The following is a 15,682-nucleotide window of genomic DNA, read 5'->3' as shown; positions in this document are numbered from 1 at the left end:
ATCAGCTCTCCATACCATCTAATAGCGCCGCCATCTTTTCGAGCTGTGCGCCCTCTTCCTCTTTCACGCTTTCACCCCACTCCTGAATGGACTCACGCATCGAGACCAAAGTGGCCTGCTCGAAATAGATACGCAGGGGAAGTCGTATAGAGAAATGTTCCTCCACTCTGGCTTGCACTCTTAAAGCCAATAACGAGTGCCCCCCTAAGTCGAAAAAGTTGTCATGACGCCCCACACGCTCGACGCCAAGGACTTCTGACCAGATATTCGCCAGTGCCACTTCCACCTCGCCTTGAGGCGGCTCGTACTGCGAGCCAATGGCCAAATCCGGCTCAGGTAGCGCCTTGCGATCCACCTTGCCGTTGGGGTTCAGTGGTAACGTATCGAGCGTGACCACGACTCCCGGCACCATATAGCCCGGCAGTCGCTGCCCCAGCGCTTCACGCAGTGAACTAGTGTCGAGTTCACTGTCGGCCTGGGGCACCACATAGGCCACCAGCCTCAAACCACCGGGGCCTTCTTGAGCGACTACCACTGCCTCGCGAACCTCCGGCTGAGAGAGTAGTTCGGCTTCGATCTCGCCAAGCTCGATACGCAGGCCGCGGATCTTCACCTGGTGATCGAGGCGGCCCAGGTACTCGAGCTGACCATCTTCCCGCCAGCGCACTAGGTCGCCGGTGCGGTAGAGACATTCGCCCTGCGCAAATGGATCGGCGACAAAACGTTCTGCGGTAAGGTCAGGGCGGTGCAGATAGCCCCGTGCCAACCCAATGCCTCCGAGATAGAGCTCCCCCGCAACTCCCGGTGGCGCTAAGTTAAGATCTCCATCCAGCACGTAGGTGCGGATACCGGCGATGGGTTGACCGATAGCTACGTGGTTGCGCCCATCGTCTTGGCAGATCCAGTGGGTGACATCAATGGCCGCTTCGGTGGGGCCGTAGAGGTTGTAGAGCGCCACTTGAGGTAAGCGGGCAAATACCTGATCCTGCAGTTTGGCCGGCAGCGCCTCACCGCTGCATACCAAGCGCGTCAGACTGGTGCAGTCTTCAACCTTGCCATGAGCCAAGAAGGCCTGAAGCATTGAAGGTACAAAGTGCAGTGTAGTGATGTTATGGCTACGGATTAGCTCGACCAATTGTGCCGGTTCGCGATGGGCTCCCGGCGGCGCCATCACCAGCCGCGCCCCCTGCATCAGCGGCCAGAAGAACTCCCATACCGAGACATCGAAACTGAATGGCGTTTTCTGCAGCACCGCATCGTCGGTCGTCAGCCCATAGGCGTCTTGCATCCACTGCAGGCGGTTGGTCAGCGCGTGATGACGGTTGGCCGCACCCTTAGGGCGCCCGGTAGAACCCGAGGTGTAAATGACATAGGCGAGATGTTCACCGTGCAGTGCCACCTCCGGGTTGGTTGACGCATGATGCGCCACGTCCAATTGATCCAGCTCGATAACGCCAAGGCTCTCAGACACCGGCAACGTATTGCGAAGGTGCTGTTGGGTAAGCAGCAGCTCAATACCGCTGTCTTCAACCATATAGGCCAGCCGCTCGCTCGGATAATCCGGATCCAACGGTACATAGGCGCCACCCGCCTTGAGGATAGCCAGCAGCCCCACCACCATATCGACGGAGCGCTCAACAGCGATGCCTACTCGAGTCTCAGGTTGTACGCCAAAACCAATCAGATAGTGGGCCAAGCGATTGGCCCGGGTGTTAAGCTCGGCGTAGCTGAGATGCTGATCATCGAAAATGAGGGCTGTAGCTCCAGGCGCTATATTGGAACGACGCTCAATCAAACGATGGATCGGGCCCTCCCAGTTATAATGCTCATCATTAACGCTCCACGCCTCAAGCTGTTGCTGCTCACCGTCACTTAACCAGTCGATTTCACCGACTCGTCGAGTGGCCGACTCACTCAACTGTTTAAGCGCTCCTACCAGATGCTGGATCAACATCTCGGCAGCGGCATCATCTAACTGTGATCGTGAATAGCCACAGCAAAGCTCCAACGTTTCCTTCTGGAAAATCACCAGCGTGACGGGGTAATTGGTCTGTTCGCGGTTGGCCACCTCGCCGAACACCAATTCATCCGGCAGGTTCTGATGCAATGCTGCATCAACGGGATAGTTCTCGAATACCAGCAAACTATCGAACAGCGACTGGCCACCCTGCCCCGCCCAACGTTGGATCTCGTAAAGCGGCGTATGCTCATGTTCACGACTCGCCAGGTTTTGTTCCTGCAACTGGCGCAACCACTCATCGACGCGAAGCGAGGGATCTAGTGAGACAATGACCGGTAAGGTATTGATGAAGGGGCCGATCAACTGCTCTGCCGCCGGTAGCTCCGCAGGTCGCCCGGCTACGGTCGCGCCAAAACAGACGCTATCTTGCCCCGTGTAACGTGCCACCAGCAGCGACCAGGCGCCTTGCATTAGCGTATTGAGCGTTATGCGAGCCGCTTTGGCGAAACTCTCCAGTTGCTGAGTGGTCGTGCTATCCAGTGACAGGGTGATCTCTTGATGCCCAGCTTGCGCTTCATGGGGTCTAGGCATGGCGCTGACGAGATGCGTAGGCGCATCGAGATGCTGTAATTGGTCACGCCAGTAGGCTTCACTGGCATCAGTGTCACGGCGCTGGAGCCAAGCGATGTAATCGCGATAGCACCCCTCTGTAGGTGGCAGAGTCTCCCCTGCGTAACTGCGCAATACCTCACCCATCAGTTGCGAGGTACTCCAGCCATCCAGCAGCAGATGGTGGCGCGTCCAGATAAAGCAGTGCCGGGTATCTGCTATTTTCACCAGCGCCGAACGCATCAGGGGCGGCGCCGTCAGATCGAATGGCGCCCGTTGCTCCTCGGCCAGCCTCTCAAGCGCTCCTGATAGATCCGCTCGTTCGCTCCAATCCGCCTCGAACCACGGCAAGTCGACGGTACGTGCGACCCACTGCAGCGGCGTTCCAGCTCGCTCCAGGAAGCCGCTGCGTAATATCTCATGGCGCATGAGTACGTTTTGCCAGGCGCGCTGGAAGCGTTCGATATCCAGGTTGGTAATCTCTACCTGCAACTGGTTGAGATAGGCCACATCTTGGTCATCGTAGAGGCTATGGAACAGCATGCCCTGCTGGAGTGGTGACAGCGGATAGATATCCGCCAGTTGGTCGGTGGCAATAGGCAAGCCGTCCAGCTGCTCTTGACTCAGCCCCGCCAGCGGGAAGTCCGAAGGTGTTGCGCCACGAACGCCACTAGCACAGTGCCTAATCAGTGCCTCAAGTTGCGCTTGGAAGCTTGCTTGCAAGGCGTGTATCGCTTCCTCGCGGTGAATCTCACGACTGTAATTCCAGTCGAAGCGCAGTTGGCCATCTTGAACCCAGGCCACCACCTCAATCCAGGTACGGCGCTTGCTTTGCGGCGCGCGAGCCTGCCCTGCATTCTCTTTGGCGAGCCGCCAGGCCCCATCGCCCTGTAGGGAGCGATCCAACTGGCCTAGATAATTGAAGGTGACCTGGGGGTAGGCACCACCGACCAGCGCGGGCTCTTCTTTCAAATAGCGCAGCACGCCGTAGCCGAGCCCCTTTTCAGGCACTTGGCGAAGTTGCTCTTTGATTGCTTTTAGGCTTGTGCCGGGCTCCGCATTATCTGGGCTCAGGCGAACCGGGTAGAGCGAGGTGAACCAACCTACGCTGCGACTGAGATCGACACCGTCGAACAGGTCTTCGCGGCCATGGCCTTCCAGCTCAATCAGTACGCTCTCTCTCTCTGCCCATTGGCACAGGGCGCTCGATAGTGCAGTGAGAAGCAGGTCATCCACCTGGGTGCGGTATGCTTTATGCACCGGCCCCAATAGTTGCGTGGTCGCCTCGGTAGGCAAACTGCCAACGAGCGATGCGGTATCGGCGACGGTGTTGCTGCCATGGGGATTATGTGCAGGTAGGCTAGGCTCTGGCTCTTTGACAAGGCTCTCCCAATAGGAGCATTGCTCAGCCAAAGCCTCCGATTTGGCATAGTCGGCCAGGGCACGCGCCCACTCATCTAGCGAGGTGGTTGCCGGTGGTAGGTCGACTATCTTTCCTGCATTTAACTGCGCGTAGGCCGTTTGCAGGTCGTCGAGGATCACGCGCCACGAGACGCCGTCCACCACCAGGTGGTGAGCCACTAGCAGCAATCGTCCGCCGCGCTCGCCTCCCAGTGCCATCCAGATAGCACGGAACGGCCGCGCCAAACTCAGACTGCTTTGCGCAGCATCGGCAGCCTGGGTGATGACCTGCGCCGGATCCGCATGATCGCTTACGTCCACGTGCTTGAGGAGATCGTCGGCTAGCTTGCCATAGGCTTGTTGCCAGCTATCGCCAACGCGCTCAAAGCGCAGCCGCAAGGCGCTATGGTGATCTACCACTGCCTCAATGGCACGCCGTAGCAGCGCGGTATCTACACCACTGTCCGCTTCCAGCATCAACGACTGATTCCAGTGGTGTGGCTTGGCAAAGTTCTGCTCGAAGAACCAGCGCTGTACCGGCAGCAGCGCAAAGGAAGCAGCCTTGCTGGGCGCAGCCGCTTGTTTAGGTGCGGCAGCCACCAAGGGCGTGGCCATCGCCGCCACTGCGGCAATGGTCTGCCCTTCCATCAACTGCTTGGGCGTTACCTTGTAGCCACGCTTACGCGAGCGCGCGACGATCTGCAAGCTGAGGATGGAGTCACCACCCAGCTCGAAGAAGTTGTCGTTGCGCCCCACCTGCTCGCAGCCGATCACGTCAGCCCAGACCGCTGCCAACGTCTCTTCTGCTTCTCCCTGGGGCGCTTCAAAGGTTTTACCACTACCGGCTTGCACTGGCTCGGGCAGCGCCTTGCGATCCAGCTTGCCATTGGCGGTTAGTGGCAGAGCCTCCAGCCGTACCAGGGCGCTGGGAACCATATAGTCCGGCACGCGCTCGCCAAGCTGCGCGAGTAACACAGCATCTTCAACGTCGCTCCCGGCTGCCATCACCACATAAGCGTACAGTTGCGCGCGTCCTTCCTCATTTTCCCGAGCGACCACTTCGGCCTCCGAGACCCCTGGCTGGTCGCGCAACAGGGCAGCGACCTCGCTCGGTTCCACCCGATAGCCGCGAATCTTGACCTGATCATCCACACGGCCAAGGAACTCCAGGCTACAGTCGGCCAGTTGGCGCACGCGGTCACCGCTGCGATAGAGCCGCTCCCCCGGATGGAAGGGGCTTGCAACGAAACGTTCCGCCGTTTGCCCCAGCCGCTGTAGATAGCCTTGAGCCAGCCCTGGGCCACCCAAGTAGAGCTCACCGGCAACACCCTTCGGCACCGGATTAAGCCAGGGATCGAGCACATAGGCCCGAGCATTGGCCAGCGGTGTGCCGATCGGCAGCGTGCTGGCAGCTCGATCGGCCATGTCGGCTTGCTGGGTGAGAATACCTACCGTGGTTTCCGTGGGGCCGTAGTGATTGAGCACCCCGCAGGTGGGCTTAAGCTCGGCAATACGCGCCAGTAGCGCCCAGTCGGTCGCTTCGCCGCCCAGAATCAGGCGTTCGTGCGGAAGCACGTCAGCCGGGTTTGCAGCACTCAGCAGTGCCCGCAGGTGGCTGGGCACAATCTTGAGCACATCCACCCGCTGTTCCCGCATATAAGCCGCAAAGGCATCTGGGTCGAAGGCGCACTCGGGGGAAATAAGGTGCAAGGTGCGGCCGGTGCACAAGGCACCAAACAGCACCGTATGCCCCAGATCCGCCGCTACCGTCGAGACCATCGCCATGTTGCGGGCATCCTCTAGTAGCGCCAACGCTTCCAGAACGCCCTGTACGTAATTGGCCAGAGCACCGTGACTAACCGCCACCCCTTTAGGCTTGCCCGTGGAGCCAGAGGTATAGATCACATAGGCGATCTGCTGGGGATGAATGACGGGTGGTTCGTGCTCGACTGCAGCCGAAATATCGTCGGCAAACGCCAGTTCCATTACCGGAACGTCACCATTCCAGTCGCAAGCCGTACTGCTCAGCATTAAGCGAGCACCACTATCAGCCAGTTGATAGGCCAAACGTTCACTCGGCAGTTGCGGATCCAGCGGTACAAACGTCCCACCCGCTTTAAGTACGGCGAGAATGCCGAGCACGTACTCGCATGAACGCTCGGCGTGAATGGCAACACGCACCTCGGAACCAACGCCTTTTGCGATTAGCGCCTGTGCCAGACTCTGGGCTTGGGCATCCAGGCTGGCATAGGTATAACGGTACTGCCCGTCGTTTATGGCTAACTCATCAGCATTAGCTGCCACCGCTTTCGACAGCAGGGTGGGTATATCCTGAGCAAGAAATTCGCTTTGGTTGCCTTCCAGCACGGAGATAGGCTCGGGTAGCGCCAGCATCGCCGTGTGAGACTGCGGATCAGCGACGACCTGCTCAGCCAGGCACCGGAATGCCTGACAGAAACGCTCGATCGTAGCGGCATCGAACAGCTCTGCGGAGTAGGCGAATAGACCTGTTATTCCCTCAGGCTCATCGCAAAAATCGAGACTCAGATCGAAGTGAGCAATACCCGTGAATACCTGCTCGGCTTGAATGGCCAGGCCAGCCACGTGACGCTCCGCCTGCCACATTTCCTGCTGAGTACACTTCACCTGAAATAGCGGATGTACCCCCGGTTGCCGTTCTAGCTGTAGCGCCTCCACCACTTGATCGAAGGGGACATCCTGATGCAGCTGGGCATCGATCAGGGTAGCGTTCACCTCATCTAACAAACGGTCGAAATTTCCAGTGTGATCAATCTGAGTGCGCAACACAACGACATTGATAAGGTACCCAATTAAGCCCTGAAGCTCGGCTTTATGCCGATTGGCAATCGGCGCCCCTACCTTGATATCTGTCTCACCGCTAAAGCGATACAGCGTCTGCTTCAATAGCGCCAAGATCACGGCATAGAGTGAAACGTTTCTTTCACGGGCTAGGCTACGTAGCTGCTCGCTCAACTCACCGGGAAGCGTAAAGCGCAGGTGGCCTTCGCTCGGTGCGGACATCGCTTGGCGTGGGCGATCCAAGGGCAACGCTAGCGGGGGATGATCCCCGGAGAGGCGTTCACACCAGTGAGCAAGTTGGCCCTGCCGCTCACTACTGTGCTGCTGACGCTGCTGCCAAACCGCATAATCTGCGAACTGTATTGGCAGAGGTGCAAGCTCGACGTCTCGCTGTGTGCAGGCGCTCTCATAAAATGCGCATAGATCATCGATGAGCACCTGTACTGACCATCCATCGCCAGCAATGTGGTGCTGCACGACAGCTAACACATGGTGCTCCGTGGACAAGCGGTAGAGGACGACGTTTAAAGGAGGCGCCTGTTCAAGATCAAAAGGCTGCCGCGCCAGTTGAGTGAGTGCGTCATGCAATGCCTGCTCCTGTTCAACCACGGTATCACCGGGTATATCGTTGCAGATCAGCTCAGGACTCCAGTCCTGCGCTAGCCGCTGAACAGGTTCTCCCGCCTCACTCAAGGGGTAGTAAGTACGTAAAATATCATGTCGCTGAACAAGGGCCTCCAGCGCTGCATTGAGCGCTGATAGATCCAACACCCCCTTGAGGTGCAGTGCCCCTGCCATATTGTAACCAGCGCTCTGGGGATCGAGTTGCCACGTCAGCCATAGGCTACGCTGCCCTTCTGACAACGGTATATCGCCTTGACGTTGAGCATCTTCAAGGCGTGGGATGACCAGCACCCGTTGATCCGATGATGCCGCCAGGCATGCTTCGATAGCTTTAGCCATGGCAGACAAGCGCGGTTGCTCGAACAGCGCGTGCAGAGATAGCTCGACGCCCCAGTGATCACTGATGGCGGCGGCTAGTCGAACCGCCGCCAGCGAATTACCCCCGCTGGCGAAGAAGTGAGCATTGCTTCCCAGTGGCGTTTCCTTGTTGTTTCCCAGCGCTTGGCGCCAGAGCATCGCTAACGTCTGCTCGGTTTCGCTCCCTGATTCCGCAGTAGATTGTGATGACTCTCCACCACCAGCGTCCTCAGCGTCACCACCACTGACAAAATGCCCAAAGGCGTGAATGGCGTAGGCATCCAGGCTACCCGCCTCCCAGCCTTGGCGGCAGGCGCTGCGCTGTAGCTTTCCGCTGGAGGTTTTGGGAAGGCCACCTGGGTTGAGCAGTAGCACTACCGAAAGTGGCTCGTGGCAAGCGGATCCCACCGTCTCGCTTAGCGCTTCGACCAACTTCTCGGCGGGCACTAGCTTCTGTATGCCGCGAGAGACTTCTGCCGCGACGCCAATGCCTTCGGCGCCTTCGGGGGTGGTCACGGCAAAGGCCGCCACGCGCCCTTTGCGCACTGCTTCCACTTCCGCCTCGATAGCGCTCTCGATATCCTGTGGGTAGACGTTATGGCCGCGCAAAATGATGAGATCTTTGATACGCCCGGCAATATACAGCTGCCCCTCGTGCAGAAAGCCCAGATCGCCGGTGCGTAGCCAGCGATCATCGCGAGCATCGTGGTTCTGTGCATCAGTATCATCGGTGCGCTGCCAACTGACCCCATCGCGGGTGACAAAGGCTTTCGCTGTTGCTTCTGGATTCTGCCAATACCCATGTGCCACGCTGGGCCCGTTGACCCAGATCTCGCCGACTTCACCATTGGGCAGCGAGTGAAGCCCCTCAGGATCGACAATATCGATAGCGTGACAAGGTTCCGGTGTACCGCAGCCCACCAGGGTGTTGCCTTCAACCGCTGAGGCAGCCTTTCCCTCGGCCAGCGACTGTTGAGAAAAAGCCGTGCCCACCACGCCCGTACCGCGCGAATTACAGCTAACCAATAGCGTCGCTTCGGCCAAGCCATAACAGGGTGCTGCGGTGTCAGCGGCAAAGCCCGCTGGGCGGAAGCGCTCGATAAAGCCAGTGAGGGTATCGTGGCGTACCGGCTCAGCGCCTGAGAACGCGACCCGCCAGCTGGATAAATCGAGCGCCTCAAGCTGCTCGTCGCGGATACGCTCAAGACACAGCCGATAGGCAAAATCGGGGCCACCGCTAATGGTGCCCCGGTGGCGGGAGATCGCTTCCAGCCAGCGTACCGGCCGCTGTAAAAAGAAGGTGGGGCTCATCAATACCGCAGGGATACCGCGATAGATGGGCTGCAGCAGGCCGCCAATCAGCCCCATGTCGTGGTAAAGCGGCAGCCAACTGACGAAAACATCATCAGCACCAATCGAGAAGCCCGTCTCGATAGCACGCTCGTTGGCCATCAAGTTGCCATGGCTGACCATAACGCCTTTGGGCGTGGCCGTGGAGCCTGAGGTGTACTGTAAAAAGGCGATATCACCACGCTTGGGGTGATGTTCGACCCAGTGTTCAGCGCGGCTCTCATCTACGGCATCCACGGGGATCAGTTCGGCGCTGCCGAAGCCTTCGCTTGCCGATGCGACCACATCGATAATCGTTGTAGAGGTGAGCACACAGGCGGCCTGAGAGTCGGCGGCAATGGCGAGCAGGCGCGCCAGATGCTGCTGCTTGGCCGACTCTGGAGGGAAGACCGGCACGGCAATCACCCCGGCATACAGGCAGGCGAAGAACGCCACCACGTAGTGCTCATCGTTATCCAGCAGGATCAAGGCACGCTCACCCGCCGGGAACCGCTGCTGTAGCTCGCTGGCCAAAGCACGCGAACGCCGCTCCAAGGTGGCGTAATCAAGGGTGGTATCACCTTGAGCGTTCACTACAATCAGCGCCCTGTCGCTGGGCCTTTCCTGGGCCAGGCGACTTAAATGCTCAACGAAGCTGTTGTTAGCAACATTATGGGACGGGTGGCTGTTCATTGTCTGGGCGTGCCTTATATTCATATGCGTACCTGCTGGAACTCCTGGCCGTGAGATGAGGCGTTATGTTTAGTCGTTGGAGAGGTTGCCGTGACCTTCCGCCATGGCGACGACGACTTTGCGCGGCCCTTTAAACGGCGTGCGCGCATGGGCGACCAGCATGTTGTCGAGCATCAGCACATCGCCTGCCTGCCAGGGGAACATCACCGTTTCTTCGGCCAGAACACCGCGAATCTCATCGAAGATGGCATCGTCAATGGGGCTACCATCGGCAAAGAAGACGTTGCGCGGCATGTCTTCGGGGTCAAGCAGCTCTTCCAGCGACTCTCGTACCTCTGGCTGCAGGTTGGAGACATGGAAAAGATGGCCTTGGTTGAACCACACCTGCTCACCGGTGACAGGGTGAGTCTCTATGCTTTGGCATAGCTGGGTAGTACGCAGGTCGCCATCGGGTTTCCATTCACAGCGAATCCCCGCACGCTGGCAGAATGCCTCCACTTCGGCGCGGTCTTCGGTGTTAAACACCTTTTCCCAAGGCATATCAAAATCGCCGTAGTTGCGTACGTAGAGAATCCCGGGGGCAAAGCGCTCACGAATCTCTACCGGCATACGGCGGTAAATGGCGCGGCTATCGGCAATAGGGGTTTCACCGCCCTCGGGTGAAGCGGTGACACAGTGGAACCAGATTTTCATCGGCCACTCGCGGGTGTAGGCCTGCTCATTGTGAAGGGGAATATGTTGATGAGCGGGATACTCGGTCGAGGTATAAATGCCTGACGAAACCGCTGAACGCGGTGTTGAGGCGAACTCATAGCTCAGCAGCGGATGACCAAAGGCGGCAGCAAACTGCTGAAAATCGTCCACGGAGGGAACATCGAAGCCTCTTAGCAACACCCCACCGACTCTGGCCACCAGCGTCTCAATATCAGCACGCAACTCGCCAAAGGCTTCCAGCAGCGGCTGCCCTGGATAGGTGGGGGAAATCATAATGGGCAGCTCCGAATCAGCAGGCCCCTGACGTTTGGATATGGTGTTGGTTGGTTGCGTTGGTGTTGCGCTTTGATTATCCATGATGGATCTCCTGAAAAGTCGTTGAGTCGCGTTGGCCCTGGGCGCCATGGGCATAGCAGGTGCAGTCCGAGTCGACATAGCTTTTGTCGACATAGCCCAGGGCAGCGGCATAGCCACTCGGCGCTGGCAGCGGCCATGCTTGCAAAGGTGATGACATGGGAAGCGAGTGCTCAAGGTGATAGGTGCCTGGCGGCCCTAAAGAGGAAGCGATCGAGAGCGACCGCAAATGATCAGCGATGCCTAGGCCCAAAGCTTTGAGCACCGCCTCTTTAACCACCCAGCGCTCCATAAAGGGCAGTGCGGAGCTGTCGCGTGCGTGGTCGAGCTGCTCACTCGGCGATAGCACCAGCCCGTGCAGCGGCGCCAGTTCGGCCTCGGGTCGGCAGCGCTCAATATCGACCCCCACCGCGCCGCCGGGAGCAAGCGCGATCAGGGCGACATGGCCAGAGTGGGAGACATTGAAAGCAGGCCCATCAGCGTTTTCCAACGCCGGTTTGCCGTAAGCGTTCTGAGTGAACACCAACTTTTCTGGCGCTATACCGGTGTGGGCTGATAGCAGTCGCCGCAGGGCCGCGCGAGTCGCCACGGCGCGTACGACATCGGCGTGACAGCGAAGCCGCTGGGCACGCTGCCATTCGGTTCGACTCAGCAGTCGATCATCTTCGTCGGCCACCGGGGCGTTCAGGTCGAGCGCTAAACACCAGACCTCAAGCCCTGCGGGCGCCCCTTCAGCTAACCGCAGGCGCTGCATAGGGCACCTCCTCAAGCCGTCGAGTCAGCGCCCGTTCGATAGTCTCCAGCACTTGTGCTTGCTGCTGGCGAATAAAGAAGTGCCCTCCTTCGAACCAGTTCAACGAGAACGCCCCGCCCGCTTCTCGCTGCCACGCTTCCAGACGCTCTTGCTCAATATCGTCTTCACGCCCGGCGAGTACCTGCAGTGGGTAAGCAAGCGGCGACCCGCCGCGATAGCGAAAACTGCGGCAGAGGCGATAGTCCGCCATCAAGATATCGAGGGTAAGGCGCAGCAGCTCAGGGCTTTCGAAGACCTCCTCTGGGGTGCCGCCCTGTTGGCGCAGATCTGCGATTAAGGCCTTATCGTTATCAAGCCCCGCCAAGCGCTCTGAGTCACGCATTGAGGGCGCCGCGCTGCCTGAGGCGAATAGCATCCGTGGCTGAGGGCGCCCCACATCGCGTAAGCGTACCGCCATGCCATAGGCCAGCAGCGCCCCCATGCTGTGACCGAACAGGGCAAAGTCGCCGCGCATCCGCGTTGCCTGCTCTTCGCACAACCGCACGACCTGGGTCTCGAAGTCATCGATGAGCGACTCACCCAGGCGCTCACCACGCCCAGGCAGCTCGACGGGATATACCTCTATCCAGGTGGGCAACTGACGCTTCCAGCGCAGATACATAGTGGCGCTAGCCCCGGCACAAGGCAGGCAGAGCAGCCTTAAACGCTTAACCTGCATCCACCTGCTCCGCCTCACTTTTGGCTTGCGCATCCATCCACTGGCGCAGCGAGAGTGGCCGCATATCAGTCCAGGTCTTTTCGACGTAGTCGAGGCAGGTTGGCTTATCGCCAAGCACGCCGGTATCGGTCCAGCCCGCAGGGATCGCTTTCCATTCTGGCCAGAGGGAGTACTGCTCTTCGTGGTTGACTAATACGCGGAAGACACCATCTTCACGATCAAAACAACTTGTCATGGGACTAACCTCATCGTTGCCAAAGGAATGAGAAATAAAATGCAATTACTTCTCATTACTCAATGACGAGTGAGGCGTCAGAAAATTTAATGTTGAGGGAGGAAAATAGAAAAAATAAGGAGAGGAGCCGCTAGGGTGTCTGCATAGAATTACCCTTGCCAGGCTAAGAATTGGACCAGTGGGAGGCAGCTTTAGCTCGCGACCATTTAGTTAGCCTGACAACCGAAGGAGGAGAGTAAAAAAACAGTGGCTGATCAGTTGCGCTCATCACCACTTGGAATCATCCCCGTTAGCAGCCAGAGCTGTTCGGCTTCACGAAATACCCGGCGGTGCTGAGAAGAAGCCGCTAACCACGCATGGAGCGATTCGCGGTCAGCATCGCTCAATGTCTCTTCATGTTCGCGCATCAGCCAGTCTAGCGCCGTTTGCCAAACGGCATCATCGCCGCTTTCGTTATCCATCGTTATTGTCAAACCTCGCTACTGCTGCCTGCTGAACACCTGTTTCGGGAAGCGTGTAATAGTATCAACGCTATTTGCTGACAGTGTAACAAAGCGACAACAAAGAGGGGACGGAACGTGGGCTTACCGATCTGGCAACGTCTGACCTTGTAGCGACTGGCGGCAATGAGTCAGTGCATCGCGAATCATAAAATTAACTGACGTGGTAGAAACACCTAGCTGTAGCGCCACTTCCCGCTGGGTATGGTTTCCCGAACGGTAAAGCTCAAATGCGCGTCGCGTACGCTCTGGCAGTTCGTTCAACGATTCGACCACCTGGGCCAATGCCTGGCGATCAATGGCAATCACCTCAGGTGAGTGTGACGCACAAGAGGCGTTATCCCCCTCCTCTGCTTTTGCAAACAGCGCTGACTCAAACGCGGAACGACGGCAGCGGTCAATGGCGAGGTTGCGCACCACACGTGATATGTAGGATATGGGCTGCTTCACCTCAAAAAGCGTGGTTGCTTCCGAAATTTTAAGATAGGCATCCTGCACAACATCATCGGCTTGATCAGCATTGCCCAAGACTCTTGCAGCGACACAGCAGAGCCGGGGCCGCTGATTAACGAAGATATCTTCTAACTCAGCGCTCCAGGTCTGGGTATCCACAGCTCGGCCTCCTGCCTTGATTAACACCACGGAATAAATGGCAATAATTATTATTTGCGTTAGAGCCTGGTAAGTCAACGGGTGAGAGCTAACTCACTTTTTATAACGATATGCTTGTTGGCGGCACTGCTCCATGAGATGTTTCCCCCCCCTCTCCAGCACTTGTTACTTCATTCATTGCCACCAACACCTCTGCCTTAGGCTGCGAACAACACTCGGCACGCTGACGACTCGTGGCTAGGCATTTCAGCCCCTGAGCATGCTAAACTACTGCTGCTCGTATCGCTGTTTTTTGCTCTGGAGACCCACCGTGACGGATGCCCACCGCCGTAAGCTACCCATCGGGATTCAGACGTTCTCGGATATCCGCGAGGGTGACTATTACTACGTCGATAAAACCCCGCACATTGAGCGCCTAGTTAACCAGAATAAATACTACTTCCTCTCGCGGCCACGCCGCTTCGGCAAAAGCCTGTTGCTGGACACCCTGCGCTGCCTGTTTGAAGGTCGCCAGGCGCTGTTCGAAGGGTTGTATATTCACGACAGGTGGGACTGGCAGCAGCGCTATCCGGTGATTCGGATTAGCTTTGCCGATGGCGTGATGCAGAGCCGTGAAGGGCTGGATGAACGTATCCGTGAGCAGCTGCGCGTCCAACGTGAGCAACTCGGCATTACCCACCACCATAAAACCGATATACCGGGTGAATTTTCCGCCCTCATTCGTGCCGCCCACCAGCAGCGTGGCCAGCGGGTGGTCATTCTGATTGACGAATACGACAAGCCGATTCTGGACAATATCCTGGTACCGGAGCGCGCCCGGGAATTGCGTGAGGGTTTGAAGAACCTTTACAGCGTTATTAAAGACGCCGACCCATACTTGCACTTTGTGTTGCTGACCGGCGTTTCCAAATTCAGTAAGGTCAGCCTTTTCTCAGGATTGAATAACCTCAACGATATCACTCTGGATGCCCCCTTCAGCACGATTTGCGGCTATACCGACGAGGACATTGACACGGTGTTCACCGCTGAGTTGCCCGGCCTTGATCGCGAGGCGATCCGCCAGTGGTATAACGGCTACCGCTGGGGTGGCCGTGAGGTAACGTCCGTCTACAATCCCTTCGACGTGCTGTTGCTGTTTCAGAAACGCGAGTTCGGCCCGTACTGGTTTGAGTCCGCAACTCCGACGTTTTTGGTCGACATTCTTAAGCAGCGCGGTGTTTTTACCCCCTCGTTGGATCATTGGGAAACCGAGTACGAATTGCTCAGCCAATTTGATGTGGATCAGATCAGCACCGAAGGCCTGCTGTTTCAAACCGGTTACCTGACCATTCAGCAAGTAGAAGAGCCTCTGCGGGGCTACCGCCAGTACACCCTTGGCTTCCCTAACCGCGAAGTCGAAACCAGCCTCAACCATGCGCTGCTGCCGTCACTGGGGGTCGAGAACGCCCCACGCGAGCGCAGAACGCTGTTTCGTCATTTAAGCCAACACGACCTGGCCGGATTGGAAACGCACCTCAAAGCGCTCTACGCAGGTCTGCCCCACGACTGGTACCGCAACAATCCCATCGCCAAATACGAAGGCCATTATGCCAGCGTCTTTTACAGCCACTTTGCAGCCTTGGGGCTGAATGTGACCGTGGAAGACGCCAGCCACCACGGCAAGGTGGACATGAGCGTGGATTTTGGTGGGCATATCTACCTGTTTGAGTTCAAGGTGGTGGAACAACTGCCGGAAGGCAAAGCGCTGGCGCAGATCAAACACAAAGGCTATGCCGATAAGCATCTCGCCTCTGGCAAGCCCATCCATCTAATCGGCGTGGAGTTTTCTAGCGTCCAGCGCCAAATTGGGGGGTTTGAAGTGGAAACTCTGGCTTAGTTATCAAGCTTTCCGCCGCTGTCATCGGTATGTCATGAATGGCTAGTTACATTGAATGGTTTGTTACATTGCATAGATACAGTTTTGACCATTCAATAAGACACGATGCATGCTTAGGGGAAATAC

At 57.7% G+C, this 15,682-nt stretch carries 8 protein-coding genes; 1 reads left to right on the top strand and 7 read right to left on the bottom strand.

The genetic code is table 11. The features are described from left to right. Nucleotide 1: 1 nt before the first annotated feature. The 7 genes from ACXUPB_RS04790 to ACXUPB_RS04760 all read right to left on the bottom strand — a co-directional run bounded on the left by ACXUPB_RS04790 (nt 2) and on the right by ACXUPB_RS04760 (nt 13,680). A complete protein-coding gene (locus ACXUPB_RS04790; protein WP_472955674.1) occupies nt 2-9,793 on the bottom strand; it encodes an amino acid adenylation domain-containing protein in 9,792 nt (3,263 codons plus the stop codon). A gap of 69 nt (nt 9,794-9,862) precedes the next feature. Continuing rightward, nucleotides 9,863-10,864: a TauD/TfdA family dioxygenase gene (locus ACXUPB_RS04785; protein WP_472955671.1), complete on the bottom strand. Its 1,002-nt coding sequence runs from the start codon at nt 10,862-10,864 to the stop codon at nt 9,863-9,865. Then, complete coding sequence (locus tag ACXUPB_RS04780) at nt 10,857-11,615, bottom strand: 4'-phosphopantetheinyl transferase family protein (protein WP_472955669.1); 759 nt, start codon at nt 11,613-11,615, stop codon at nt 10,857-10,859. The genes ACXUPB_RS04785 and ACXUPB_RS04780 overlap by 8 nt, the downstream gene beginning before the upstream one ends. Beyond that, entirely contained in the window at nt 11,593-12,333 is a 741-nt protein-coding gene (locus tag ACXUPB_RS04775; RefSeq protein WP_472955667.1) for a thioesterase II family protein, read from the bottom strand. Before ACXUPB_RS04775 ends, ACXUPB_RS04780 begins: the two co-directional genes overlap by 23 nt. Continuing rightward, complete coding sequence (locus ACXUPB_RS04770; protein WP_144810397.1) at nt 12,323-12,568, bottom strand: MbtH family protein; 246 nt, start codon at nt 12,566-12,568, stop codon at nt 12,323-12,325. Before ACXUPB_RS04770 ends, ACXUPB_RS04775 begins: the two co-directional genes overlap by 11 nt. 254 nt (nt 12,569-12,822) lie before the next feature. Then, nucleotides 12,823-13,029: a FecR/PupR family sigma factor regulator gene (locus tag ACXUPB_RS04765; protein ID WP_472955664.1), complete on the bottom strand. Its 207-nt coding sequence runs from the start codon at nt 13,027-13,029 to the stop codon at nt 12,823-12,825. Between the two features lie 123 nt (nt 13,030-13,152). Then, entirely contained in the window at nt 13,153-13,680 is a 528-nt protein-coding gene (locus ACXUPB_RS04760) for an RNA polymerase factor sigma-70 (RefSeq protein ID WP_472955662.1), read from the bottom strand. A 259-nt stretch (nt 13,681-13,939) separates the two neighbouring features. Between ACXUPB_RS04760 and ACXUPB_RS04755 the strand changes: the two genes are divergently transcribed. Further along, nucleotides 13,940-15,556 carry an ATP-binding protein gene (locus ACXUPB_RS04755; RefSeq protein WP_472955659.1) on the top strand — a complete coding sequence of 539 codons (1,617 nt, stop codon included), beginning with the start codon at nt 13,940-13,942 and terminating at the stop codon, nt 15,554-15,556. Nucleotides 15,557-15,682 lie beyond the last annotated feature (126 nt).

Source organism: Vreelandella sp. DA03-1M (assembly GCF_055725665.1).
This window is presented reverse-complemented; position numbering and strand designations above follow the sequence as displayed.